We start from the raw sequence: 26,767 nt of genomic DNA, 5'->3' as shown, positions 1-26,767 counted from the left end.
CTTCTAACATGATTTTAAATCAATATATTAGATTCTGAACCCGTCAGACGCCTAAGACAGGTCCAGAATAAAAAATGCTACGCAGTCGGGAATTTTTTATAATTCAACTGCAACTTGTCCTGAGCGCATTGAAAAGACTCAGAGTGACAAATTTTTTAGCTTTTAAAAGGAAGACTATTTAAAACTCTTTATTAATTTCCATTCTTAATTTTCTGGAATAATCTTCTTCCAGCCAATCACGGTAATTCTTGGTACTCTTGCTAATGCAATAGGAATATTGCTTGATGCGGGAATTAATATCATCTTTGAGCTCTTTGGCGAGGATTCTGGCATCAAAAACATCTTCAGAATTTTCTACGCACATTTTCACATGTTGCTCCATAGACCATTCTAATACCGCTTTAGATTTTAGTCCTTTTTTAATCACTTTATCATAAGCTTCTTCCACATCAAAATCTACATCTTTGGTATTAGAAAATTGTTCCCTTATTTCAGGAGGCATTACGTATTTGAATTCACGCTCTATTTCTTCATCACTTAATAGATTTTCAAAATAGAAATCTGGAGCTCTAAAGATTTGTTTCCAGTCTACCGGTGAACTCCATTCGCCAAAACGAGCCAGGTTATTACCTAAATCAATCACGTTAAATTCAGATTTTCCAGGCAATACTCTGGAGCCACGGCCTATCATTTGAAAATATAAGGTTAGCGATTTCGTTGCCCTGTTTAATACAATGGTTTCTACCGTAGGTTCATCAAAACCAGTGGTAAGAATACTCACTGAAGTTACAATCGCATCTGGCGTATGCTTAAACCATTTTAGAATGTCTTTTCTATCCTGCTTACTGGTCGTATTATCTAAATGCCGAATAGGTAAACCGGCATTTCTAAAGGTCTCATATACTTCTATAGAAGTATTAATACCATTATTAAAAATAAGGGTTTTCTTTCCGCGGGAGCGTTCGTAATAAGCAGTAAGCAGTTTTTCCTGCATGGAAATATTGGAATACAGTTCTTCTGAAGATTTTACCGTATAATCTCCATTCATCCCAACTTTTAAACTGGTTAGTCCTACATTGTAACTAAACGTATTCGCACGGGCCAAAAAGCCTTTTTCAATTAGTGAGCCTATGGAATCACCCACGATAAGTTCGCGGTAATTATCTTTCATAGGTAATTTAATATTGGAGCTAAGCGGCGTCGCCGTTACTCCCAAGATAAAGCACTTCTCAAAGAATTTGAATAATTTCCTGAAAGAATTATAGTGTGCCTCATCTATAATTACAAGGCCAATATCTTTAATTTCCAGTTTTTCATCGTGTAAACGGTTATTCAGGGTTTCTACCATGGCTACAAAGCACATATAGTCTTCCTGATCTGGTAATTCTTTAACCTTGGAATTTATAATTTTATTAAGTACACCAAACCCATCTAACATATTAGAGGTTTGCTTACATAATTCTATTCTATGGGTTAGAATAAGAACCTTTTTCTGGGTACGTTGTATGTATTCACGCACCATTTGGGAAAATATAACCGTTTTACCTCCACCCGTGGGTAGCTGGTAAAGCAGGTTATAATGTTCAGGATGCTCATCTATCACGCTAAAGATTTTATCAATATCTTTTTGTTGATAGTCATAAAGTTCCTTGTCAACTTTTTTGTTTTCTATTCCAAAGGTTTCCACCGCCATAATTTTTTTTCAGATCTGCAAGTTTGCAAAAATAGCTGATTTCTTAGGTTTAAAGAAATATTTAGGTCAGAAATACACATTAATAATCCAAAATTCAGTAAATTTACTCTTCTTTTTTTGCACCCTCCATAAGGTTTTATATAGTCAAAACATTTGATTATGAAGCGAGAGGGAGCAGCAAAAGATCTTGGTTTAATAACCATAAGCAACACTATTCTTTTTAAGAATCTTGATAAAGAACTCTTACCGGAAATCGCTTCCCACTTTATTATAGAAAAATGGCCTGCACACACCTGCAGTAGTTACTACCAGTTAAGGCATAAATTTCATATTATAATTTCAGGACGTTTAAAAGTTTTTAAGACAAATAGGAAAACGGGTCGTGAATTTACTTTGTTTTTATTGTGCAAAAATGATTTTTTTGATGTGATTACCTTAATAGAAGAATGTTCTCATAAGTTATATTATGAGTCCTTGGAAGATGTGAAAATGTTATCCACTCCTATTTTAATAGTACGGCAATGGCTAAAACAATATCCAGTGCTAAACCAACAGCTTCTCCCATATTTAGGAAAACAACTTTTAAGTATAGAAGAATATGCGGTAAACCATACGCTCTTAGAAATACCTGCGCGCCTGGCCAGGCTTATTTTAAATAATATAAACCAAGATTCAAAAAAACTGGAAGTTATCAATGATCTTTCTAATGAAGAAATTGCCAATCTAATAGGATCTACCAGGGCTGTGGTAAACAGGCATTTTCAAGAATTTAAAAATGAAGGTATCCTCAAATTAGGTCGTAAAAAAATGGAAGTTATTAATCTAACCTTATTGATAAAGAAAGCGACTAACCAATAAAAAACTAATTAGTTAAAATCTTTTAATTACTCTTTTAGTGTCACTTAAGTAGTTTTACTTCAAGTAATACACGATTAACTTTGGGAGACAATTATTTATTAATCTCTAAATAAAATCATTATGAGAAAGTTAATCTTAAGCTTATTGTGTATTGCCTTTGTAAGGATGGCATATTCACAAGGTGTTATTAAGCTAGACGAATTAAAAATGGAGTACAATCCTAAATCCCTGGAAATTGATGAATCTTCAAATTCATTAACATTTAAAGTAAGTGAAGATTATATTGGCCAGTTTCATTCAAACCCAATGAGATATGCCAAAGAAAATTTTAGTATTATGGATTTCATTGAAGCAAACCGGGATAAAGAATATAGTACTTATGTAGTTAGCTTTATTACTAATAAGGGAAATTTAAAAGTTAACTATAATAACAAGGGAGAAATTATTTCCAGTAGTCAAAAATTTACTGATATAAATTTACCTTATAATTCTTTAATAAGTGTTCTAAAAGCTAATGAAGGTTATAGTATTGTTGGTACCAAGCATTTAGCATTTTCTAGATCTGGTGGAGAAATTAACAAGGAATTTTATAAGGTTAAGCTTGAAAATGGCAACAAAAGTAAAACCGTAAAAATGAATATCAACAGAGACGCTTCAGGTGTGGCCGTTGCAACAATTGAATAAAACAAAGTTTTTCATTTTTACTCCGGAAGTTGAATAATTCAATTTCCGGAGTAATTTCTAATCAAAGATATTGGATGACAAATAACGATCTCCGCGATCACAAACTATACTTACCACAATACCTTCCTCCAACTCATTGCATAATCTAACCGCTGCCGCAGCAGCACCTCCACTGCTCATTCCGGCAAAAATACCTTCTTCTTCGGCGAGTTTTTTAGTCATTGCAACTGCTTCATCTTCACTTACTTCCAAAATACGATCTACTTTCTCAGGCTTAAAAATCTTTGGTAAATAAGCTTCCGGCCATTTTCTAATTCCCGGAATACGAGATTCATCGGTTGGTTGTACACCAACAATTTGAATGTCTTTGTTTTTTTCTTTTAAATAGGTAGAAGTTCCCATAATTGTCCCGGTGGTACCCATTGAGGAAACAAAATGAGTAATTTTATATTTGGTATCGTTCCAAATTTCTGGCCCCGTAGTATTATAATGCGCCTGCCAGTTATCGTTGTTACTAAATTGATTGATCATAAAATAATCTCCTCCAGCCATTTTTTCTTCAGCATAATCACGGGCACCTTCTATGCCTCCATCAGCATCTGTAAGAGTAACTTTAGCTCCGTAAGCACGCATAGTTTTTACTCTTTCAATAGTAGAATTCTCAGGCATTACCAGTTCTATATCCAATTTGAAAATTCCGGCTATCATTGCCAGGGCAATTCCTGTATTTCCGCTGGTAGCTTCAATGAGTTTTGATTCCTTGGTAATATCTCCCCGATCTAACGCACTTTTAATCATATTATAAGCGGCCCGATCTTTCACGCTTCCACCGGGATTTTGCCCTTCCAGCTTAAAATAGAGCTGAACTTTTGGGTTTTTTACCAGGGTTTGCGCTTTTACGAGGGGCGTATTACCTATTAAATCTAATATAGAGTCATTCATTATTTGCTCGTATTTTTAATATTGATTTGAGGAGTATGGGAAACCATAGAATCTTTAGGTACTGAAGCGGTTAGCCAAACATTCCCTCCAATTATACTATTGGCTCCTATTACTGTTTCCCCACCTAAAATAGTGGCGTTAGCGTAAATCGTTACATTTTTTTCTATAGTAGGGTGCCTTTTTACATTTTTTAAATTTCGGTCTACAAAAAGAGCTCCCAGCGTTACTCCTTGATAAATCTTCACATTATCTTCTATTACCGCAGTTTCACCAATAACCACACCCGTAGCGTGATCTATAAAAAACGGGGTGCCAATTTGAGCTCCGGGATTAATATCGGTGCCTGTGAGGCTATGAGCACATTCTGCCATTAAACGTGGCACCAGCGGAAGTCCAAATTTGTAAAATTCATGACTAAAACGGTAAATGGCAATAGCGAAAAACCCGGGATACGAGAGAATTACCTCTTCCAGGGAATTTGCAGCCGGATCGTTCTCTGAAATCGCTAAGGCATCTTTATTGAGTTTTTCCAGAATTTCCGGTAGTCTATCCAAATACTCCTGCCAAATATCCCGGCAGGGAGTGTCTGGCTGCCAACAAACAAGATCTGCCAGTTCTTCAAAATCCTTTCCTAATTTTATAATATTCTCTTCTACCGGTGTCTCTTCATCAAACAGCGTGTAAAAAAGATTATTAGTAAAAGCTTCGGTTTTTTCTTTTATACTGAATTTTAAATTCGGTAATTTTTTTAGTGCTTTTATTTGCTCTATAACCTCATTCTGGCTCATTTAAAACTATAATTTTAGAATGATAATCTTTCTTTTATTTCAAATGTAAACAATAGCCCGGCAAATTGCATTTATTTTATAATAAATGCTTTCAATAAGCTCATATAGTTTTTAAGCATTATAGATATTTAATTGAAAAACCACTGCGTTAATATTTTGGTAATTAACTATTTTACAGGCAACTATAATGATATCTTTAAAATTATAATCAATAAAATATAAATATTATGGCACAGCAAGGAAATCAAAAAAAGGACGATGCAAAGAGGGAGCCTAAAAAAAACCAGGACGCACCTAAAAAACAATCAGCCCAGCAGGAAAAACCTAAAAAATAATTTAGGTTTATTTTAAAAAAGAAAATTAAGCCACCTCAAAAGGGTGGCTTTTATATTTTAAACGAATTTAAACCGCTACTGTACTGTCATGTTTCTTGGTAGCCTTATATTTGCAGCTTTCTAAATTTGAAGTAAAGCATTTGAAAGATTATTTCTATTTTTTACGAGGAAATTATAAGAAAGTCAGTTTTGGTTGGCTGCTCACATTTCTGTCCAGTTTTGGCCAGACTTTTCTTATATCATTATATGTTCCCGAAATTGTAAAAGCCTTCGATATTACTGAAGGTACTTTTGGTGCTATCTATGCCGCGTGTACTGTTGCGGCTTCCGTAATTATGCTTAGCGTTGGTCATACTGTAGACCATAAACCGGTAAAAAAAGTTACTGCTTTCACCGTACTAAGCCTTGGACTTTCCAGTATTTTATTGGGTCTATCTTATCATATTGCTATACTTTTTGTTGCTTTAATCGGCTTAAGATTATGTGGACAGGGATTAATGAGTCATATAAGTATGACCATTATTTCCAAGTATTTTGATAAAAACCGCGGAAAAGCTTTGAGTATATCATCTCTGGGATACTCTATGGGAGAAGCTGTTTTCCCAATTATTATCACTTCAATAATAGCTTTTTTCGATTGGAGAATGGCAGCAATTATTAGTGGTGTTGCCCTCTTACTCTATTTAATCCGCTTAAAATTCACTAATCTAATAGCATTTGATAAGCAACTTTCTACCGAAGGAAAACCCTCTACCTGGTCGCTTTTAAAAGATTATAAAGGCGTGGTGGCCGATAAACGTTTTGGGATTATGATGCCCGCCAGCTTTATTCTTAGTTTTACCAACACTGCTATTTTCTTTTATCAATATGTATTTGTTGAAGATAAAGGCTGGTCTCCCCAACTTTATGCTACATTTTTTACGGTTTATGCAATTTCCAGATTTGTATTTTCCCTGGTTGGCGGCACCTGGGTTGATAAATTCACCGCGAAAAAAATGTTTAGGGTTTATCTCGTTCCAATGACCCTGGGTTTAATACCTTTTGCACTAATGGACAGCATTATTGGCGCACTTCTATTCTTAATTACTGCCGGAATTACCACCGGAATGGCCGGAACGGTTAAAACATCCCTTATCGCAGAAATCTACGGTACCGAAAAAATGGGAGCCATACGAAGTGTATTTACAATGTTTATGGTAATTAGTACCGCTTTAGGCCCTTTATTGGTTGGATTTATGATTGACGGCGGATTTGATTTTAGTACCATTATCCTGGTTTTATTTACGGCAATGCTATTGATAAGCATTAACTCCCAACGAATAAAAAATGTCACTAAAACAGCTTCAGCGCTTTAAACTAAAAGACCCTTTAAGCGTCTTAAAACCTTCAATAATAATATGATACCAATAATCGTCTGATGGAAGAGCGCGTCCGTCTAAAGTACCATTCCAGTTAAAAGTTTCACCATCATCGGCTTTTAATAATTTACCATACCGATCAAAAATTCTTATTTCTGAAGAAGGAAAATATTCGAGTCCGTTAATGCTGAAATTATCATTATAACCATCTGCGTTTGGAGTAATAAACTTGGGAATCACAATATGAGGAAATTCCTGTGTAACGGTGTTACAAGATGAAAGATCACGCATATAAATTGTGTGAATTCCGCCGGGAACTAAAGTAAATATATTTGAAGATTGGAAACTAGTTCCATCTATAGAATATTCAAAATCACCTTCGTTAGCCGGGTTAATCACAATATCTTCCACATCTGAAATTACCGATGAAATTTCAGCAATATCTACCTGGTTAATTTCAAAGTTTTTATTCGTTGAGCAACCTTCAGTAGTAGTAAGCTCAACACTGTAATTTCCCGCCGAATCTATTTCAATTTCCTGTGAATTTTCGCCAGTAGACCACTCATAATTAAGTCCACTCAAGCCTGCATTGAGAATGAGACTTCCACCATCACAGAGTTGTAAAACTTCATCATCTACGTGCGGACTTTCATTTATAATAAACTCAATAGCAGTTTTTGTACTCGGTTTGCAGTTAAAACCTTTATTTACCGCTTCTACATAATATGTCCCAGGGGTTTCCGGTAAATAAGATGTGGTATTTTCTGCCAGCAAATTGTTGTTTTCATCATACCAGTTTGCTGTTTCATTTTCTTCAATTTCAACATTTAACGCAGAAATTTCGTCGTCACTGCAAATACTAACATTACCATCAGTTTGCGGCGGCGACGGTCTTTTCAGAATATTTACCATAAAAATTTCAGAAACAGAACTACAAAGATTGGCATTTAAATTTACAGGATCTTCAGCCACTTTCACCCTATAGAATCGCGAATTATTAAGAGCTGGAGTATTATAAATTTCATCATTTTCCCCGGGAATATTTGTCCAGGTTTGATTATCGTTACTCTCCTGCCACTGATAAGCGTGTGAACTATACACCGAATAATCGGGAGTTGCTTCCAGGGTAAGGCTAACGGGTGCTTCTTCAGCGCAAATATCTATTCGGGTTTCATCATTTTCTGCAGTAACCGTAGTGAGATCGCCACAAGACCTAAAAATTATATCATCTATGGCGAGGTCGTTTCCGCAGCCGCCTTCTCCATTGTTGAACATTTTTAAAATTACGGCCTCCTGCCCTACTTCAGTTTGAAAGGTAAGCGCGTATTGCTCCCATTCTGGTGTGCTTAGCGAAGGAATATCTCCGGTATTTCCCTCTTTTAGCAAATTTGTATCATTCTCATCCCAGATTTCAAAACGTACATTTATGGGAATTCCACCATTTTGACAAACGCTACTGGAACGATCGTAAATATTAATTAAAAAAGCCGAAAACTCATAGGTTGTGTTCTCACAAAGTCCGCTAATTTCTGTTCGGTAAAATCGACCGGAAGTAAAAGAAGCGTTTACAATTAAAGCATCACGGTTTGAAACGGTTCCGGGAGGTAAGCTCGAATGCCAAGAAGTAATTACACTTCCTATTTGGCTGGAAACAGTATATTCCCCGTCTTGAGGATCCTGATTAACATAAGTATAGTTGGTGGTGCCTGCAGGTAATTGCGATGCGGTTTCAAAATCTTCGTGAAAAATAGGATCGCCTTTGCTCCCTTCACAAAAGCCTAACTGGGCATAACCGGAAGTACAAAGTATAAGAAAACAAAAAAGAAGAAAACCTTTCATTTTCTCAAAAGTACACAATTACGGCACTTCCTGAAATTGCATTTCAATTTTTTCAAACCTGTAAGCATTTGGCCAGCTTTGATTTTCGGCTTCTGCAGCTAATTTCAGGATTCTATTTTTAAAATCGGGAAGTACGCCTTCCTTCAAAATAAACTTAACGGCTTCTTCATAAGATTTGAACATGCTTTTACAAAAAGCCTCCTTTAAATTGCTTTTTTCTTCAGCAAAAGTTTGCGCAATTTCAATATTAAAAAGCATTAAATCTGCAGTTAAGTGTGGTTCTACCCCAAGTTGCTGAAAATGCTTGATTTCTTTTTGAGCAATAGATCGCCGGGCTTTTGGTTTACGCCTGGTTTCAGGAAAATATTCTTTAGAAATCTTTAATTTGGCTTTCCGCATTAATTCTTCTTCCCGCGGATTAAACACAAAATCGTAGAAAACCTTTACCGGTTTAAAGCGCTCGTAAAGATCTACTATTTGCTCTTCCAGCTGCTCTTTATCTAAATCCTCAAGGTATTTCTTTAATTGCCGCTTACTCATTTAGCTAAATTTTGTTTTCGCTATGGTTTTTTGAAGATTTTCTGAAATTTCTAAAAGCCATTGTACCTGGCTACTTACCAATTGCGCTTCCTGTAACCTTAATTGTACGTCTTTTTGATCGTTTTGCGATTCTTCTTTTAATTGATTATCCCTTTCCGTAAGTAATTCTTTATAGGTTTTCAATAAAGCTGAAGCCGCTTTTTCTGTGCGGGAAGAGTCAAAACCCTTTAATGTTTCAGATTCTTCCAGACCCTTTACTGCATTTTCTAAATTAGTACATATATGGGAAACAAAAACTTCGAAATTTTTAGATGCAGCGGTAGTTTTATGATTTTGTATAAAAGTCCCCAACGAGGCAAGAGCCGAAAGAAAAGTTTGGTTTAGACCTACAATCTTATAGAGTTGTCCCAATTCCTTTTGTTTGTATTTTGGTTCCTGCGTCATTCGTTGAAAAGATGCACTTAAATTCCCCATTTCTAAAAAAGCCCTTTTCCTCGAGAGCTTATAAGATGTAGGCAAGGTTCCTTTTTCGTGGTAAAAACTATCAATTTCTTCCAAATATTTTTTATTGGCACCAATACTTTCTTTAATCACATTTTTAATATGCTGCGATTCCCAGGCCGGCCATAAAACCAGGTTGCCCAAAGCAGCAAGCCCGGCGCCCAAGGCAGTGTCTATCACTCTAAACTGAATCACATTAAAAACATCTGGTTTTAAAAGCGCATAGATAAAAATGATACTCAACGTAATAAAAACCGCTGCCGTACGGTAATTTCGTTGTAACAAGGAAAAAGCCAGTGTAAGTGAAAAAAGACCAAGAATTCCATAAACTACCTGATTTTTTGTTATAAAAACAATTCCCAGAGCAATTACCGCACCTATCAAAGTTCCTACAATTCGTTGTTTAGAACGGTCTTTTGTAAGTCCGTAATTGGGCCGCATAATTACCACGATAGTAAGGATGATCCAGTATGCATTTTCAAACGAAAAATATAATCCTATGCTGAATCCCACAAGAATTACAATAGCCAGCCTTAGCGAATGCTTAAAAATTGGAGAACCAAAATTAAAGTTTTCAATAAGCATTTTGGGATCGTAATCCTGCGGAGTAATAAATTGGGAAACTTCTTTATTCTTTAATAAAACCGGTTCCCGGGTGTCTAAATTGTGTAATACCCTAACTATGGTATTTATCTTTTGCCCCTGCTTTTCTAAATAATCGAATAAATTTTGAAGTAAAAATGCTTTTTCGTTATTCTCTGACGAAATAACCGCCCGCACTTCTTTGAAGTTTTCTTCTACGGCTTTTAAATATTGACGAATTTCTTTAGTTGAAGATTTTTTCTTCTTTTCAATAACCACTGAAAGTTCCTCCAACTGAAAAGCGATTTTTTTAATCAGTTTTTTAAAGCGATTTAGTAACTCCCGGTCACCCTCCAGAACTTCATCCATTTTTTTATAGTCTACAGGATTGGCCATCGCCAACTCTAAAATATCTACTAATTCAATAAATATTAGTAACCGCTTTCGGCCGTAATTTGAATTTCCTGAAGCCCGCCTTGCGTTAATTAGAATGTTACGCAAACTTTCGTGTTTCTCGTTAAGATCGGTTTGTAATAAAAACAATTTTTGCTGAAGTTTTTCTCTTTCAGCGGTTTCGGTAAGTAAATGCGCTCTTGTTTTTAGGTATTTAGCGGTAAGTTCTAGACACTCGGCTAAAAGCTGTTCAGTATGATGTTTAGGATTTAGAAAATTCCAGATATTACTTAAAAGTAAATAAAATAAACCGCCGCCCACAATAAGAAGACCTCGTTCCCAGGGGAGAATTTCAGTAGAAATATTCGCAAAACTCAATACAATCGCAAACAAACCGGCAAAAGCAACCAGCGAAGCCCTAAATCCATAAACCGCCAGATATGCAATTCCGAACATTAAAATGCCTAAAAGTGGTAAAACCAGCCATAAATAAGCTGAAGCATAACCCATAATTATAGAAACAATTCCTGCCAGCAAGGCTGCTAGAATTACTCCTATATTTCTATGTCTAAAACTGCCGGGAATGTCACTGGGAGAACTTAATAGCGCACCCATTGCAAGGACCACACCTATCTCAAAATTACCCAGCCAGATAAAAATTCCAACCGGAGAACCAATCGCTACAGTAAGCACCATAGCTTTAGAGAAATCGGTGCTTCTAATATATTTCAGGAATTCCTGCCAGTAATTAATTATAATATTGGGCAAATCTTGTTCTTTTTTTGAGCAAAGTTACGTTGTATTATAGAGTATCAACCACTTCTTTAAGAAATGATAACATTTACTACTTAAGTTAAGTTCAATCTTCTAAATATTCTATTTGTTCAACTTAATACGTTGCAAGTTTCCCTGAAGTATGATTTTAAGTTTAAATTAATATTCGTGAGTTGCAGAATCTTACACATAGCAGTAATTTACTAAATATGATTATAAGACCGGCTAGTACCGGTAATAAGATTTCAATTCGTTAAATAATTAAATCAGTTTAGAAATGAATAAAAGCATACTTTTAAAAAACCGACCAAAGGGAAAACCTTCCCTTTCAGATTTTGAAATCACCAAAATCGAAAAACCATCCCCAAAGAATGGAGAGATTTTACTGGAAACCAAATATATTTCAGTAGATCCTTATTTACGCGGAAGAATGCGGGACGAGGAATCTTATATCCCGCCATTTGAACTGGATAAACCCATAGAATCTATGTTGGTTGCTGAAGTTGTGGAGAGCAATAACGATGATTTTAACACAGGAGATTTTCTAAGCGGAATGTTGAAGTGGGAACTTTTTCAAACCCATTCCGGTGAAAATCTAAATAAAATCGACACCAATTTAGCAAAACCCAGTGCCTATCTGGGCATCCTGGGCTTAACCGGTCTAACTGCTCATTTAGCACTAAAACATATTGGAAAACCTGAAAAAGATGAAACCCTCGTTGTTTCAGGTGCGGCTGGAGCCGTGGGTAGTGTAGCAGGACAGATTGGAAAAATAAAGGGCTGCAAAGTGATAGGAATTGCGGGAAGCGATGAAAAAATAGATCACATAAAGAAGCAATTCGGTTACGATGCAGGAATCAATTATAAAACCACCGAAAATATGCAGAAAGCTATCGCAGAAAACTGTCTAGACGGTGTAGATGTATATTTCGATAATGTAGGTGGCGAAATCCTGGATGCAGTAATGATGAATATTAACCGTTTTGCCAGAATTATAAATTGCGGTGCAATTTCTATTTACAACGAAAAAGAAATGCCGACGGGTCCACGACTGGAAGGTATTTTAATTAAGAAAAGTGCTTTGATGCAGGGTTTTTTAGTACGTAATCATTTTAATGAATTTGAAAGCGCCATAAAAGAACTGGCCGGTTGGTTAAGTGAAGGAAAATTAAAGTATGATGAAACCATCGTAAAAGGTTTTGAGGAAACACCACAGGCATATTTAGATCTTTTTGAAGGAAAAAATACCGGAAAAATGGTGGTTGAAATTTAAGTAAGTATGTTGGGGCTTTACTTTGCCCGGAAACAAAAAAAGGTTGTCTGGAGAAATTCCAAACAACCTTTTTTAATTTAGGTAAGATTTTACAAAAACTCTATTGTTCCTGATCTGTTGGCATAATATAAACATCGTTTATGTTAGCTCTTTTTGGCTGACTTAATGAATAAAAAATTGCATCTGCAATATCCTGAGCTTGCAATGGAGTTAATTCTTTAAACATTGGCTCCATATCTTTTTTGATCTCATCATCGGTAATTGTATCAGTCAATTCGGTAGATACAAAACCTGGATCGATGGATGTTACATTGATTCCGAAATTAGGAGCTAATTCTGCCCTAAGACCTTCGCTAAACATTTTCACCGCTGCTTTGGTAGCGCAATAAACGGCTCCCCCAGGATAGTATTTATGTCCTGCACTGGAAGAAATATTGATAATATGTCCGCTTTTTTGCTCCATCATTGTTGGCAAAACAGCTGCTACACCATTTGTAACACCTTTAATATTGACATCTATCATTTTATCCCACTCTTCTGTGTGTAGATTTTTAACATAGGAAAGTGGCATTAAACCTGCGTTATTTATAATCCCGTCAATACTTCCAAATTCTTCTAAAGTTGCCGAAACAATCTTTTTAAAATCTTCTTTTTTAGTAACATCGCCCGGAACAACTAAAGCCATTCCGCCATTCTTTTCAATTTCATCTTTTAAAGATTTCAATCTATCTTCACGACGAGCGCTTAGAACTACATTAGCCCCTTCTTGAGATAACTTCTTAGCGGTAGCTTCTCCAATTCCACTTGATGCTCCGGTAATTATTATAGTCTTTCCTTTAATACTCATATCTATTTTTTTTGGTTTTAATCAAAACTATAGGAATGAAAAGACTGAAACCAGTAATTTTAGATTTTTAGTACGCATTTAACGGCATAGCCTAACATACATCAATAATTAGGAAGACAAGCTCTTAAAATTTTTAGGAAATTAGCTATTCTGGAATATTTACTTCTGAATCTAAATAATTAATCTTTAAGAAATTCTATAATCTCCTTACTAGTGCCTCTTGCACTTCTCCCAACGCCAATTAAAGTTGCCGAAGCATAACCCGTCCAGCCGCCATAGCCTACTACCCATAATCCTGCAACATTTTCAGCTTTAGTTCCCTGTGTTTTAATTTTCCCTTTAGTATCGGTTTCTGCAATACTCTTTAAATGACTTGTAGCATAATGAAAACCGGTACACCAAATTACAGTATCAAATTCTTCTTTCGTTCCGTCTTCCCAAATCACGCCATCCTCGGTAAATTCTTTGAAACTGCCTTTACTTTTAAGCACTCCCCTTTCCCTGGCTTCCTTCACCGGTGGTACCATCACAATATTCCCAAGATTATAATCTTTAGGATCAAATTTCTTTCCTTCCTTTTCGGCTTTATACTTTGCCGTGGCCACATCAAAAAGCACCCTACCGTCTACATCGTCGGGTAAAAATTCGGGGTCTTTTAAAGTAGCCCAGCTTGTATTGGCAACTTTGGACACTTCAGCTAAAATTTGTGCTCCCGAGTTTCCTTCACCAATAATGAGTACTTTTTTGCTTTCAAGATCATCCGGATTTCTATAATGAGCTGAATGAAGTTGTTTTCCTCGGAAAATATCAATTCCTTTAACCTTCGGAATAAACGGAGCTTTCCAGGTCCCGGTTGCAGAAATGATTGTCTTAGCTGAAAAATTACCAGCTGAAGTTTTTATCTTAAAAACACCTGATTCTTTTTCAACAACATCAACAATCACTGGTCTCTTTATGTTAAGATCATAACGCTCTTCATATTTGCATAAATAATTAATCACATGATCTTTTGGTGGAAACCCATCTTCGGTTTTTGGCATAAGCCAACCCGGTAGCGAAGAATGATCGGCTGGAGAGAAAAGTCTGAGTGAATCCCAGGTTTTTTGCCAGGCTCCACCACAGGATTCCTGATCGTCAAGAATTAAATAATTTAGCTTTGTTCTTCTTAAATAATAGGCGCAGGCAAGTCCGCTTTGGCCTCCTCCAATTATAATAACATCATAAACTTCAGCCATTTTCACTAATTTTTCTTCAAAATACTTTTTTATTTCATCTAAAACCCTGAACTCAACAGATAGAATAATATAGAAACTTCAACGCCTATTAGCAGCAATCTTCGCCTTCAGGAATATTAGAATCAAGAAAAGCTGCAAAAAGCTCTTTTACCTGGACCCATTTTTCAGGATTAATGCAGTAACAAACCCGGGTACCTTCAATATCTCCTTTGATGAGACCTACATTTTTTAGTTCTTTTAAATGCTGTGAAATCGTGGGTTGTGCAAGTCCGATTTCCTGAACGAGATCTCCACAAATGCAGGATTTCGATTTAATAATTTCCTGAAGAATTGCAATTCTTGCGGGATGCCCTAAAACTTTGGCTATTCCTGACAGTTCGTTTTGCAGCGGACTGAATATTTCGGATTTTGTTAGACCCATTTTAAAAATTATTTATTGCAATATTACGATAAATGAGTTTTCAAAAAAAGAGGTTTTATAAATTAACTTACAAAACCTCTTTTCTAAAACCTTCTATTCTTTATTTCTTAGGTGGTTGCGATGGCCTTACCTCTATCTTACTTGGCAAGGTTCGTTTATTCATTTTAAGTAAATCTACCACTAGTTCTCCAATATCTTCCGGCTGGATTTTCCAGGCATCTTCTTCATTTGGCGTATGGTCGTTAAAATGCGTAGCTACAGAACCCGGCATAATGGTACTTACATTAATTCCTTTTTGTCTAAGGTCTAACATCACTGCCTGAGTAAACCCTGTTAAGCCAAATTTACTAGCGTTATAAGCAGCACCACCGGCAAAAAAGTTAGTTCCTGCAAGGCTGGAAATAGTGATAAGGTATCCTTTAGATTTCTCTAAAGCATCTAAACTGGATTTCACGCTATAGAAAACACCGGTAAGATTGGTGTCTATAGTTTCCTGCCATTTTTCTGGCGATAACTCGTCTATAGATCCAAAATGCCCAATTCCGGCATTTGCAACCATAACATCGAGTTGTCCAAATTTATCTATTGCCGCTTTTACAGCTTTCTCCTGGCTTTCAAAATTTCTAACATCGGCTTCCAATCCTAATGCATCAGTAGCGCTTAATTCTTTTGCAACCTTTTCAGCAGCATCCTTAGATCGGCTTGTTATAGCTACTTTCATTCCTAAGTCTAGAAGTGATTGGGCAACGCCGTAGCCAATACCTTTACTTCCACCAGTTATAAATGCAACTTTTCCTTTTAATGAACTCATATTAATTTTAATTTTTTAATTATGCTAAAGCTACTAAACAATGCTATTTTGCTGAAATCTTAAGGACTAAGATATTGTTAATTTTAAGGACCATTGCCCTCAGGGTATTCAATAAAGAATATTTTCCTACTTAGAAAAATGATTTCCTCAACATCTACCTTCCCTGCTTAATTTGGCTTCTTAATTTCTTTGTTAAAATGTTTTATAAAACTACGAAAGCAGTACATTTGCAAAAAAATTAGTGTAACCTGATTAACTTATATTCTCTTGAATAATATCAAAGCCCAAAAATTACTCAATAAGATTCAGCGTGATTTAATGCGCAACGGAATAATTACCAATACTTTGGTAAACGACCTGAAAGAATTAAGAACCCTTGTTGTAGAAGAAGGGCAGCCTTTATTGGCAAAAGCCATCAGGTTAACTTACGAACATGTAGATACTTACGATTCTTTTAATATTGCCATCCCAGAGGATGATCCGATAGAAGAAGGTGAAGAAGCACCGGTACAGGAAGAAGCAACGGGACAGGAAAGCCTGGATTATTTACTTTCTTTAATGGCCGATCCTTCAAATCGTGTAAATGAATTGGAACTGCGTGAATATGTAAAAGCTTTCAATGAGTATGCTGAAGAAAACTAGATTTTAACTTGAAAAAGTAAACTGGTCTGGTATTTGAATATTAGTCGGCATAAAAATCTTATTAAAATACCTTAATAAGAAAATTGCTAAAGGAGAATTTGATGAAGAAAGATGCGAAATCTAAAAAGAAGTCGCGCATACGCTTGTTGCACCAGTATTATAGTTATACCGGTTTTTATACTTTTGTTTGGAAAAGCGTAAAAAAGGCAATTTTACCCATAATTTTATTTATCGCTGCACTATTAGCCATAGATTGTTGGGTTCTTGATATTGAGCAAATGCTTGTTACAGTGACTGAAACTTATTCGCCACTGGGTATTATTAGTGTTTTCTTTGCTTCAGAATCTTTACTGGGTTTAATTCCACCAGAATTATTTATCGCCTGGTCCGGGAAATCTGCCAGTCCTATTCTATACCTTTCTTTATTGGCTTTAGCTTCTTATTTAGGAGGAGTAATTTCCTATTTTATAGGTAGATGGATGACCAAAATACCGGCTGTACACGAAGCCATTGAAGTAAAAATGGCGCAGCATATAAAGAACACCCGTAAATGGGGTGGGTTTTTAATTATTGTGGGTGCTTTACTTCCAATACCTTTTGCAATGACGAGTATCGCGGCGGGTATCATAAAATTCCAATTCCCGAGTTACCTGATGTTTGGATTACTGCGCTTTGTAAGATTTTACCTGTACGCCCTGGTTATTTTTGAAATGGTTTAAAGTTTTTATCATTAAATATTTTTCATATTTATCTTTTCAAAAATCAAAAATTTAAAGATCATTTCAGTTTTTTAAATTTCCACTAAACCTCCTCGGACCAAGCCCCGAAGCATTCATTATGTACCATTATTTAATTTAGGAGGCAAGCCTGGGAGTTTTTAAATCGCAATCAAGCAAACCTTTAAAATTTTCCCAAGTTTTCGTTTATCTGTTTTCAAAAATTTAAATTTAGTTTACCAACCAAACAAATTTTTAAGAAAATGGATTCTAAATTGAAAAAGATGGCCCGGGTGGGTTATGTCGCCAAAGCCACTGTTTATGGTATCATGGGAATACTTACATTTCTCGCGGCCTTTAATATGGGGGGACAAAAATCAAGTAATTTACAGGTAATAGAATTTTTGCAGAAACAGGCATTTGGAAATGCATTACTGGTTTTAATAGGCCTGGGGCTTTTGTGCTACTCGGCCTGGCGATTTATTCAGTCAATTAAGGATCCTGAAAATATTGGAGACGATAAAAAAGGCAAAGGAAAACGTGTAGCCTATTTTATTAGTGCCGTTTTATATCTGGGTCTGGCAGTCTATGCATTTATGAAATTAATAAATGCCGGTTCCTCCTCGGGTGGCGGATCTGGCGGCGGACTTACAGGAACTCTTGGGGTCGTTGTGTTTGCAGTCATAGGTGTAGGACTGGTTGTAGCCAGTATTGCCCAATTTAATAAAGCTAAAACAAAGAAATTCCTTGACGATTTTGGCTATGATTCTATTACAGATGAAAAGAAACGAAAAACCGTGAAAAATACAGGCTATCTCGGTTTGATTGCACGCGGGATTATTTTCGGGGTTTTAGCTTATATCTTTATAAGAGCAGCTGTAGAATCTAATACTTCAGATATGAAAGGAACCGCTGATGCTTTTTCTTTCTTACAGGATTCACCCTATGGTTCGTGGCTAATGGGATTAGTTGCTGCAGGTTTGGTTTGCTACAGTATTTATGTATTTATGCTGGCTAAATACCGAAAATTTAAAGCATGATATTTTGTTAAACCCGTACCAAGAACCCGTTAAATCTAATTGGAGGATTAGTATTTCTCTGTAATTTCGATAGAAATAACCAATTAAAAAAATTATTATGTTAACCATCATTTTAAATATTCTACTACCTCCTTTGGCCGTTTTCTTAAAACACGGTTTGGGAGTTACTTTTTTAATAAGTCTATTATTAACCGCTTTAGGCTGGGTTCCCGGAGTGATTCACGCATTTATAGTAAATGGTTCAGATTAGTTTCTGAATTTGAATAAGAAAACAAAAAAGGTCTGGCAGTGATTCTACTTCCAGACCTTTTTTATATAAACCAGAAAAAACTAATTCTCTTTTTCTTCTCTTTTTACAACTTCCTTTTGCCAATCCCAGGCACTTTTTAAAGCTTCATCCAAATACTTCTCGGTTTTCCAGCCTAATTCTTCATTGGCCTTTTGGGTATCGGCATAGGCCGAAACAATATCTCCTTCCCTTCTGCCTACAATTTTATAAGGTAATTTTTCGCCGGTAGAACGTTCAAAAGAATTAATCACTTCTAAAACTGAGCTTCCTTTTCCCGTTCCCAGATTAAAAACTTCAAAATTGCTTTTCTCCTTATTTTGCTGAAGTCTCTCTAAAGCAACAACGTGAGCTTTAGCCAAATCCATCACATGGATATAATCTCTAATGCAAGTCCCATCCGGAGTTGGATAATCGTCTCCAAAAACCGAAAGTTCTTTTCTTTTTCCAATAGCGGTTTGCGTAATAAATGGAATTAAATTTTGTGGAGTACCAATTGGCAATTCTCCAATTTCAGTTGAGGGATGCGCTCCTATCGGATTAAAATATCTAAGCGAAATCGCTTTAAAATTCTTATTGACTTTAGCGGTATCAGTTATAATCTCCTCTCCTATTTGCTTGGTATTTCCGTAGGGAGATTCGGCTTTTTTAACCGGAGCATTTTCAGTAATAGGTAAACTATCGGCCTGGCCATAAACCGTGCAGGAAGAACTAAAAATAAAATATGCATTTTCTTTTAGCTGTAGTTCCTGAAGCAAATAAATTAAGCTTGCTACGTTATTTTCGTAATACAACAAAGGATTTTCAACACTTTCACCAACTGCTTTAGAAGCAGCAAAATGAATTACTCCTTCAATATCAGGGTATTTTTCGAAAAATTCTTTAACCTGGTTTTTATTCCGAAGATCAATATTTTCAAAAGCCGGGTTTTTTTGAGTAATTTTGGTAATTCCTGCAAGTACATCTATAGAAGAATTAGAAAGGTTATCTATAATCACTACCTCGTGACCTTGTTCCTGAAGCGCAACAACCGTGTGAGAACCTATAAAACCAAGTCCGCCGGTTACCAATATTTTAGAGCTCATTTCTTTAATTTTTATTTGTACGCAAATTAATAAAAATGAATTTGTTAAACCTGTCAGGAAAATACTAATTCGGTTATTAATTATTTTAACGAAAAGTCTATTCTAAATTACCAGATTCTCTATAAAACCTATCTTTGCAATCTAAATTTTAAACTATGCCCTTAGAAAAGCAAAAAACTGTTTTTAAATATGTAAGTATCCTGGAAGGACTTTCATTTTTAATGTTATTATTTATCGCAATGCCACTAAAATATATTTGGGAAATGCCACAAATGGTGCAACAAGTGGGAATGGCTCACGGCGTACTTTTTATCGCTTATGTATTTGGTGCTGTTTGGCTATTTAAACCCTTAAATTGGAATTTTAAAGAACTTCTAATAATACTTGGATGCTCACTGGTGCCTTTTGGACCTTTTTATGTTGAAAAAAAATATCTTTAAACTATGAATATAGAGGAAGGATTTAAAAATCTTATTTGTCTTTTTGAAACTTTTCTAATAGACCAGGGGGTAAATCCTACGCTTGCGCTCTATCTAAATTTACTTTTGAATATCCTGGTGCTAATCCTATTAATTCTTGGAATAAATTACCTGATAAGAAATTTTGTGATTGAGGCATTTAAAAGTTTTAGTAATAAAACTCAAACTACTTTCGACGATTTTCTTATAAAAACTAATTTCCCAAAATATATAGGACAGATCCTTCCATTAATCATCATTTACCTGGCTGTTCCTTATATTTTAGTAGAGTTTCCCCTGGCGATTAAAGCCTTCTTTTTTCTAATTGATATTTATATCATTTTTCTTATCGTTTGGCTTATTAGAAGCTTTTTGCGCGCCACCAAAAACTACCTAAGAACCTTAGAATCATTCAAAGATAAACCGGTAGAAAGTTATATTCAGGTAGCGATGATCATTGTTTGGCTCTTCGCCTTTATCTTTATTATCGCTGAAATTACCGGAAAAGATGTCATAAATTTTATTATTTCCCTGGGTGCCGCATCGGCAATTTTACTATTAATTTTTAAAGATACCATCTTAGGTTTTGTGGCGTCTATTCAGGTTAGCGTGAATGATATTGTAAGAATTGGCGACTGGATTACTTTTAGCAAATATGGCGCCGATGGTACCGTAACTGAAATCACCCTCGCCACGGTAAGAGTTCAGAATTTTGATAATACATTTACCTCTATTCCCACCTACAGTTTAATTTCTGAATCATTCCAGAACTGGCGCGGAATGCAGGAATCTCCCGGAAGAAGAATTAAACGTTCGGTTTTTATTAAACAGAATTCAGTGAAATTTATCACACCAGAAGATTTTGAAAAATATAAAAACATACAGTCAATTTCTTCCTATCTCGAAGAACGGCAGAATGAAATTGACGCTTACAACACTACAAACGAAATTGATACAAAACTTCCTTTAAACGGGAGAAATCAAACAAATCTTGGTATTTTTAGAAAGTATATTGATACTTATTTAAACACTCACTCGGCTGTTCATAAAGAAATGTACATTATTGTAAGGCATTTACAACCAACAGAACACGGGATTCCCTTAGAAATTCTATGTTTTAGTCGCGATAAACGCTGGGAAAATTTCGAATATATCACTGCCGATATTTTTGACCATATAATAGCTGCCGTTTCCTATTTTGATCTCCAATTATTCGAAGCTCCATCGGGTGACGATATTCGTGATTATTTGAATGAAAAAATTACTTCTAATCAACTAAGTAAAGATCAATAGTTCTTCTGAGGAAAAAATAAATTCAGTTTATATCAGGTTAAGAATCGTCATTTTATGGATCTCACTTAGTGAGTAAATCCGAATAAACTATTATCTTTCAATGACCAAACCAATCAAAAAAATATGACTTTAAAAGGGTTTCTTCAGGTCTTTGGGATTATCGCGGTGGTAATGACACTTATTCCGCTAATTGCTGCAGATTTCTGGTGGATACGTATTTTTGATTATTTACATATCCAGTTAACACTGCTCACCTTAACGGCGCTTGCTGCATACTTTATCAGGTTTGATATGAAACGTGCCGAAGATTATATTTTTATGCTTGTATTGCTGGCTTGTTTTCTCTTTCAAGTGGTGAAAATCTATCCTTACTTTCCGCATAAAGACTATGAAGTTGGCCAGGTTACCGAAGAAAATTTCAGCAATAAGTTTAGCCTTTATGCTGCGAATGTGCTTCAGAAGAATGAAAATCCTGATTTGGTAATAGCCGATATTAAAAAACAAAATCCTGATGTTTTACTTTTTACTGAAACCAATACCCGATGGAAAGAGGATCTTACTGTAGTTACTGATACTTATCCTTATAAAATTGAAATTCCTTTAGATAATACCTACGGGATGTTATTCTATTCACGATTAGAGCTTACAAATCCACAAATACGTTATTTGGTAGACGATAGTATTCCTTCTATTCACAGCATCTTAAAACTAAGATCTGGAGAAGATATAATGTTTCATGCTATTCATCCCACACCACCAATGCCACAGCACAACCCTTCTTCTACAGACAGGGATACCGAAATGATGAAAATTGCATTTATGGTAAGAGATTCTAAACTACCGGTGGTGGTAGCCGGAGATTTTAACGATGTTGCCTGGTCTTCTACCACCGCCCTTTTTCAAAATGTGGCCGGCTTATTAAATACCCGGATTGGTCGTGGCTTTTACAATACTTTTGATGCTACCAGTACCGTGATGCGCTGGTCTCTAGACCACGTTTTTGTAACCGAAGAATTTAGGGTAGCCGATTTTAAATTGGGTAGCGAAATAGATTCAGATCACTTTCCACTGTATATTGAACTTAATCTCGAACCTGACAAAGCTGAAGAACAAAAACCAGAGCCCGCTACAGAAGAAGAAATAAAAAATGCCCGGGAGCAAATTGAAAAAGAGGAAGAAAAAACAAGGGAAGACGCTCAGGAAAAAGAGTAAATCGCTTCTTATCCATCTATTTTTACCAAATTAGTAATTTCTGCTTCCTTTAATAATTATTTGTTTATTTAAGTAATTTTTCACCTAATGTCTTAAATAAAACCCAAAGTAAGTTTACGATCCAGAATTCCTTAGTTTTCTTTCTAAATTTAATTATTGTTCAACCACAATTCTAGCCATTATTTCGCTTAGAAACAGTGGTTTTCGTTTAATAATATTCATTTAAAAATATAGAGGAAACACAGAATGCTGAATATATCTGAATTATCGGAGAAATCAATTAAACAAATTTTAACAATCCTTGAAGAAGATGGCAAAATAAGTGCTTCGCTTCCGGGTGGAGGTTTAATTCATATAGAAGATAATTTACCTTACCTGGTTGTTTACCGAAAGAGAAAAAATGATGCGGGTACAGAAAGAATTATTATAAGTGAAGCATCTTATCTTTTAATTGGAAATAAGTTCTTTGAAGCCTACCAAAGATTAATTTATGCCCTTGCCGATAAACTTTCTTCAGATTTTAAATCGTACATGATTTTTGAAATCTATACGGGAGAACCTAATAATTGTTTTACCATAAAGGCTCCGGCACAAAAACTGCCCAGCTCAGTAAAGGTTTTAGAAAAAGAGCTCAACAATATTAACAATATATTTTCGGGACTTTATTTAAAAGCTGAAATTAAAGATACGCCCCATCGTCAAAAAGAAGGTGATGAAGAAATTTTGAGTGTTGATGAGGCAAAAAAATCTGGTGCAGTAATCGTAGGACTTGAAATACCACCTGTTTATAGGGATGAAAATAATGAAGTGTATCCCGTTTTTCTAAGGCAGTTCAAGGATTACCTTATAACCTGTATTCATAAAGCAATTTTTGATTATGTAAGGGTACAAACTACAAGCGGGGTGGGAAGTTATCTTGCCCTGGGTAGAAAACATCTAAAGGAAAAGGTTTTTGAAATAGATAAAGCCCTGGCAAAAATAGAACGTTCTTACCAGTTTTTATGGTTGGTTTCCCCGGCTAATATTCAGGATATAAAGGAAACTTTTTTTGAAAGTAATTATGAAAAGGTATTAGACTATCACTATCGCTTACTTCCTATAGACCCCGATTTGCTAAAAAGGGAACTTTATAACCTTAAAATTGAAGAAATAGACGATCCTGCTATGTCTCATATTTTCAGGGAAAAGCGTGAAGAGTTGGATCAGCAAATCACGATGTTAAGTGAACGTGGAACCTCTAATTTCTTTTATAATAGTATTAGATTATACAAAGGCTTAGACCCAAAATTAAGTCAGGAAGCAGGTCAAATTCTTAGGGAAGTAGACGAAGTTGCAGAGGAAGATGATGCGGAATTTATAGATGCCAAGGGCTTTAGTAGTCTTGCACGCCGCGAGTTTGATTATTTTGTTGAACAGGATGAAAATTTTAAAAGCAAGGTTCACATTCGTAAAGATGTGAATATTATGATGGTGAATAAAGGTGAACTCTATATTCCGGCAGATTATAGAATGAATAAAACTGAAGCTACGGCACTTATTCAGCACGAGGTTGGAACTCATGTGCTTACCTATTATAACGGAACGCGCCAACCTTTAGAATTATTAAGCAGCGGCCTTGCAGATTACGATCCACTTCAGGAAGGACTTGCAGTAATGTCTGAGTTTTTAGTAGACGGACTTACCGGTAATAGATTAAGGACTTTGGCTGGAAGAGTAATTGCAGGATCGGCCTTGATGGAAGGAGCAGAGTTTCCGCAGTTATTCAGGTTATTAAAAATGGATTATGGTTTTACCGCCGAAAGAGCTTTTAATATAACTTCCAGAATAATGCAGGGAGGAGGATTTTTAAAGGATATTATCTACTTAAAAGGCCTGGTTCAACTTCGCGATCATCTTCAAAATGGTGGGGAATACGAACCTTTACTGGCAGGAAAATTCGGGTTGAAACATACCAAAATCATCGAAGAATTAACCGAAAGAAAAGTATTAAAAACGAGCGCCTTGCGCCCAAGTTATTTATTAACCGAGAATATAACCAATAAATTAAACTTAATCAGAGAGGGGCTTCCCCTTTCACAAATGATAACCTAATGAAAATTTGCTTTGTATTAAACGATATTGAATCCGAGAGCTGTGGAACCTCTGTTATGTTAATGACTACTGCCCACGCTCGTGGTCACGAGGTCTATGCAATGGGAGTTGGTGATTTCAACTTTCATCACGATGCGCCTATTAGTATAAATAGTACCCAGGTACCTAAAAATACAAAAACCAAATCTCCAAAGAAATTTTTGGAAGCTTTGCAAAGTTCTAAAGCGAGAAAAAAGAGGATAGAATCAACTAAACTGGATGTACTTTTTATAAGAAATAACCCTACCGAAGAAGGTTCTGGCCGCGAATGGGCTGAGCAGGCGGGAGTTGCTTTTGGAAGAATGATGCAACAACAGGGTGTTTTGGTATTGAATGATGCCTATGCCCTATCCCACGCTTTTATAGATAAACTTTATTTTGAGGAACTACCGCAAGAAATAAAACCAGATTCTTTAATAACCAGGAACAAAGAAGATATTCTGAAATTTTGGGAAAAGAACGATAAAAAAATCGTTTTAAAACCGCTGGAAGGTTCCGGTGGCCAAAACGTTTTTCTTATAGATGAAAATGAAAAAAACATCAACCAAATTATTGAGACCATTAGTCAGGACGGTTATGTTATAGCACAGGAATTCCTACCGGCCGTTAAGGATGGTGATGTAAGGATTATTTTAATGAATGGTCGTGTTATGGTTAAAGATGGCAAACAGGCAATTATTAGACGCGTGAGTGGTGAAGGTGAATTCCGAAGTAATTTCGCCCTTGGCGCCACTGCAGATAGCAGCGATCTTACTCCGGAGATGCAACGCATTGTAGATCTAACTGCTCCAAAGCTTATTAGAGACGGACTCTTCTTTGTAGGTCTTGATGTAGTGAAAGATAAATTGATAGAAATCAATGTTTTAAGTCCAGGCGGTATGGAGCATTTTAAAGATATAGGCCTCCCGGATTTTACCGATACAGTAATTGAAGCTATTGAACGTAAGGTTGAATATAAAGAGCTATACGGGCACCAATTTGACAACAGGGAGATTGCCTGTATGGAATAAATAAACTGAAAGGAATTTATTATGAGTAATAAACCAGATAAACATATACCAAGGATAATTGGGAAATATACCAGTAATAAAAAAGGGCCTCTACTTTTTGTAACCGCTGGAATTCACGGAAATGAACCCAGTGGCGTAAAGGCTTTGGAAGAAGTTTTTAAACAACTCGAAAAGACCAAACCAGAAATTGAAGGAACTTTGGTAGGAGTTTCCGGAAATCACAAAGCGCTCAATCAAAATAAGCGTTATATAGATGAAGACCTTAACCGGGTTTGGACCAAGGAAAATATTGAGCAGAAAAAAGCTGAAACCCACGAGCAGAAAGAAATGTGGGAAATTATAGATATTCTGAAACAATTTCCGGAAGAAGATTTTACTAAACGTTACTTCCTGGATTGTCATACCACCTCATCGGCGAGTTTACCTTATGTTTCGGTACAGGAAGTGAACGATAATGACGAATGGGCGCATAATTTCCCAACTTTTATCGTACGTGGTTTTAGCGATATTATTACCGGAGATATAGACCATTATCTAAGCCGAACAGGAATGACAGGCTTTGTATTTGAAGCCGGACAACACGAAGACAAAACTTCGGTTGAAAATCACGAAGGTGTGATTTGGCTGGCTTTAAAAGAAGCCTGTAAGCTCGATCTTTCTAAAATTGAAACCTATCCTGAATGTGTAAACCGTTTTGCGGAGAAAAACGCTCCGGACCAAAAAACCTTTGAACTAGTTCACCGCCACGGACTCGAAGATTCAGATGTATTTGAAATGGAACCGGGGTATGAGAATTTTCAGAAGATTAAAAAAGGAGAACTTCTTGCAAAACAGAATGGCAACGAGGTGAAAAGCGAATGGGATGCCAGGATTTTTATGCCGCTTTATCAATCGCAGGGTAACGATGGTTTTTTTGTTATTGAAGAAGTTGAAAGAAAGTGATTGAGTACAAATAACTGAGAAATCACACGTCATTCTGAATTCATTTCAAAATCTAATACATTAAACCTCACAGGTTTTG

The 26,767-nt window shown here is 35.8% G+C and carries 25 protein-coding genes; 14 read left to right on the top strand and 11 right to left on the bottom strand.

The genetic code is table 11. The features are described 5' to 3' along the window. Nucleotides 1-178: 178 nt before the first annotated feature. Nucleotides 179-1,693 (bottom strand): DEAD/DEAH box helicase, encoded by a 1,515-nt coding sequence (locus LB465_RS15960; RefSeq protein WP_224470921.1) that lies wholly within the window; start codon nucleotides 1,691-1,693, stop codon nucleotides 179-181. Nucleotides 1,694-1,852: 159 nt separating this feature from the next. Between LB465_RS15960 and LB465_RS15955 the strand changes: the two genes are divergently transcribed. Continuing rightward, the gene (locus tag LB465_RS15955) at nucleotides 1,853-2,551 is read left to right on the top strand and encodes a Crp/Fnr family transcriptional regulator (protein ID WP_224470920.1); all 699 of its coding nucleotides are present in this window, start codon (nucleotides 1,853-1,855) and stop codon (nucleotides 2,549-2,551) included. 120 nt (nucleotides 2,552-2,671) lie between these two features. Beyond that, nucleotides 2,672-3,235: a hypothetical protein gene (locus tag LB465_RS15950; protein ID WP_224470919.1), complete on the top strand. Its 564-nt coding sequence runs from the start codon at nucleotides 2,672-2,674 to the stop codon at nucleotides 3,233-3,235. A 57-nt stretch (nucleotides 3,236-3,292) separates the two neighbouring features. On the opposite strand, the gene cysM is transcribed toward LB465_RS15950, so the two are convergent. Together cysM and epsC are read right to left on the bottom strand one after the other, a co-directional pair. Continuing rightward, on the bottom strand, nucleotides 3,293-4,177 hold the full coding sequence (gene cysM / locus LB465_RS15945; RefSeq protein WP_224470918.1) for a cysteine synthase CysM: 885 nt from the start codon (nucleotides 4,175-4,177) through the stop codon (nucleotides 3,293-3,295). Beyond that, nucleotides 4,177-4,965, bottom strand: coding sequence for a serine O-acetyltransferase EpsC (gene epsC, locus LB465_RS15940; protein ID WP_224470917.1), 789 nt, complete (start codon nucleotides 4,963-4,965; stop codon nucleotides 4,177-4,179). The genes cysM and epsC overlap by 1 nt, the downstream gene beginning before the upstream one ends. 445 nt (nucleotides 4,966-5,410) lie before the next feature. Between epsC and LB465_RS15935 the strand changes: the two genes are divergently transcribed. Continuing rightward, nucleotides 5,411-6,655 carry an MFS transporter gene (locus tag LB465_RS15935; protein ID WP_317198444.1) on the top strand — a complete coding sequence of 415 codons (1,245 nt, stop codon included), beginning with the start codon at nucleotides 5,411-5,413 and terminating at the stop codon, nucleotides 6,653-6,655. Here the strand turns inward: LB465_RS15935 and LB465_RS15930 are convergent. The 3 genes from LB465_RS15930 to LB465_RS15920 are packed head-to-tail and all read right to left on the bottom strand — an operon-like array spanning nucleotide 6,644 to nucleotide 11,281. Then, nucleotides 6,644-8,497 (bottom strand): T9SS type B sorting domain-containing protein, encoded by a 1,854-nt coding sequence (locus tag LB465_RS15930; RefSeq protein WP_224470916.1) that lies wholly within the window; start codon nucleotides 8,495-8,497, stop codon nucleotides 6,644-6,646. The two genes, LB465_RS15935 and LB465_RS15930, sit on opposite strands and share 12 nt — an antisense overlap. 18 nt (nucleotides 8,498-8,515) lie before the next feature. Next, nucleotides 8,516-9,037 (bottom strand): DUF6155 family protein, encoded by a 522-nt coding sequence (locus LB465_RS15925; protein ID WP_224470915.1) that lies wholly within the window; start codon nucleotides 9,035-9,037, stop codon nucleotides 8,516-8,518. Then, a complete protein-coding gene (locus LB465_RS15920) occupies nucleotides 9,038-11,281 on the bottom strand; it encodes an FUSC family protein (protein ID WP_224470914.1) in 2,244 nt (747 codons plus the stop codon). It lies immediately after the preceding gene. A 283-nt stretch (nucleotides 11,282-11,564) separates the two neighbouring features. On the opposite strand from LB465_RS15920, the gene LB465_RS15915 reads away from it, so the two are divergent. Beyond that, nucleotides 11,565-12,560, top strand: a complete 996-nt coding sequence (locus tag LB465_RS15915) for an NADP-dependent oxidoreductase (protein ID WP_224470913.1) — start codon at nucleotides 11,565-11,567, stop codon at nucleotides 12,558-12,560. Nucleotides 12,561-12,660: 100 nt separating this feature from the next. Here the strand turns inward: LB465_RS15915 and LB465_RS15910 are convergent, their stop codons facing one another. From LB465_RS15910 to LB465_RS15895, 4 genes are all read right to left on the bottom strand, one after another. Then, on the bottom strand, nucleotides 12,661-13,407 hold the full coding sequence (locus LB465_RS15910; RefSeq protein WP_224470912.1) for an SDR family oxidoreductase: 747 nt from the start codon (nucleotides 13,405-13,407) through the stop codon (nucleotides 12,661-12,663). A 179-nt stretch (nucleotides 13,408-13,586) separates the two neighbouring features. Then, nucleotides 13,587-14,675 carry an ArsO family NAD(P)H-dependent flavin-containing monooxygenase gene (locus LB465_RS15905; RefSeq protein WP_224470932.1) on the bottom strand — a complete coding sequence of 363 codons (1,089 nt, stop codon included), beginning with the start codon at nucleotides 14,673-14,675 and terminating at the stop codon, nucleotides 13,587-13,589. Nucleotides 14,676-14,730: 55 nt separating this feature from the next. Continuing rightward, nucleotides 14,731-15,063: an ArsR/SmtB family transcription factor gene (locus LB465_RS15900; protein ID WP_224470911.1), complete on the bottom strand. Its 333-nt coding sequence runs from the start codon at nucleotides 15,061-15,063 to the stop codon at nucleotides 14,731-14,733. 100 nt (nucleotides 15,064-15,163) lie between these two features. Further along, a complete protein-coding gene (locus LB465_RS15895) occupies nucleotides 15,164-15,874 on the bottom strand; it encodes an SDR family oxidoreductase (protein WP_224470910.1) in 711 nt (236 codons plus the stop codon). 267 nt (nucleotides 15,875-16,141) lie between these two features. Here LB465_RS15895 and LB465_RS15890 point away from each other — a divergent pair, with 267 nt between their 5' ends. The 4 genes from LB465_RS15890 (at nucleotide 16,142) to LB465_RS15875 (ending at nucleotide 18,522) form a co-directional block, all read left to right on the top strand. After that, nucleotides 16,142-16,516, top strand: coding sequence for a hypothetical protein (locus LB465_RS15890; protein WP_224470909.1), 375 nt, complete (start codon nucleotides 16,142-16,144; stop codon nucleotides 16,514-16,516). 101 nt (nucleotides 16,517-16,617) lie between these two features. Further along, entirely contained in the window at nucleotides 16,618-17,235 is a 618-nt protein-coding gene (locus LB465_RS15885) for a YqaA family protein (RefSeq protein ID WP_224470908.1), read from the top strand. Nucleotides 17,236-17,495: 260 nt separating this feature from the next. Beyond that, nucleotides 17,496-18,272, top strand: coding sequence for a DUF1206 domain-containing protein (locus tag LB465_RS15880; RefSeq protein WP_224470907.1), 777 nt, complete (start codon nucleotides 17,496-17,498; stop codon nucleotides 18,270-18,272). Nucleotides 18,273-18,363: 91 nt separating this feature from the next. Then, complete coding sequence (locus LB465_RS15875; protein WP_224470931.1) at nucleotides 18,364-18,522, top strand: YqaE/Pmp3 family membrane protein; 159 nt, start codon at nucleotides 18,364-18,366, stop codon at nucleotides 18,520-18,522. 80 nt (nucleotides 18,523-18,602) lie between these two features. Here the strand turns inward: LB465_RS15875 and galE are convergent, their stop codons facing one another. Next, nucleotides 18,603-19,643, bottom strand: a complete 1,041-nt coding sequence (gene galE, locus LB465_RS15870) for a UDP-glucose 4-epimerase GalE (protein WP_224470906.1) — start codon at nucleotides 19,641-19,643, stop codon at nucleotides 18,603-18,605. Between the two features lie 155 nt (nucleotides 19,644-19,798). Between galE and LB465_RS15865 the strand changes: the two genes are divergently transcribed. The 6 genes from LB465_RS15865 (at nucleotide 19,799) to LB465_RS15840 (ending at nucleotide 26,688) form a co-directional block, all read left to right on the top strand. Beyond that, a complete protein-coding gene (locus tag LB465_RS15865) occupies nucleotides 19,799-20,083 on the top strand; it encodes a DUF3817 domain-containing protein (protein WP_224470905.1) in 285 nt (94 codons plus the stop codon). A 3-nt stretch (nucleotides 20,084-20,086) separates the two neighbouring features. Next, entirely contained in the window at nucleotides 20,087-21,394 is a 1,308-nt protein-coding gene (locus LB465_RS15860; RefSeq protein WP_224470904.1) for a mechanosensitive ion channel family protein, read from the top strand. 123 nt (nucleotides 21,395-21,517) lie between these two features. After that, on the top strand, nucleotides 21,518-22,606 hold the full coding sequence (locus LB465_RS15855; RefSeq protein ID WP_224470903.1) for an endonuclease/exonuclease/phosphatase family protein: 1,089 nt from the start codon (nucleotides 21,518-21,520) through the stop codon (nucleotides 22,604-22,606). A gap of 246 nt (nucleotides 22,607-22,852) precedes the next feature. Next, nucleotides 22,853-24,697 (top strand): flavohemoglobin expression-modulating QEGLA motif protein, encoded by a 1,845-nt coding sequence (locus tag LB465_RS15850; protein WP_224470902.1) that lies wholly within the window; start codon nucleotides 22,853-22,855, stop codon nucleotides 24,695-24,697. Next, nucleotides 24,697-25,746: a glutathione synthetase gene (locus LB465_RS15845; protein ID WP_224470901.1), complete on the top strand. Its 1,050-nt coding sequence runs from the start codon at nucleotides 24,697-24,699 to the stop codon at nucleotides 25,744-25,746. Before LB465_RS15850 ends, LB465_RS15845 begins: the two co-directional genes overlap by 1 nt. A gap of 21 nt (nucleotides 25,747-25,767) precedes the next feature. Then, nucleotides 25,768-26,688: a M14 family metallopeptidase gene (locus LB465_RS15840; protein WP_224470900.1), complete on the top strand. Its 921-nt coding sequence runs from the start codon at nucleotides 25,768-25,770 to the stop codon at nucleotides 26,686-26,688. The last annotated feature ends 79 nt before the right edge of the window (nucleotides 26,689-26,767 follow it).

It is taken from the genome of Salegentibacter lacus (assembly GCF_020164555.1).
Classification (GTDB): Bacteria; Bacteroidota; Bacteroidia; order Flavobacteriales; family Flavobacteriaceae; genus Salegentibacter; species Salegentibacter lacus.
Note: the sequence above shows the minus strand (reverse complement) of the source record. Positions and strands in the feature narration are given on the sequence as shown.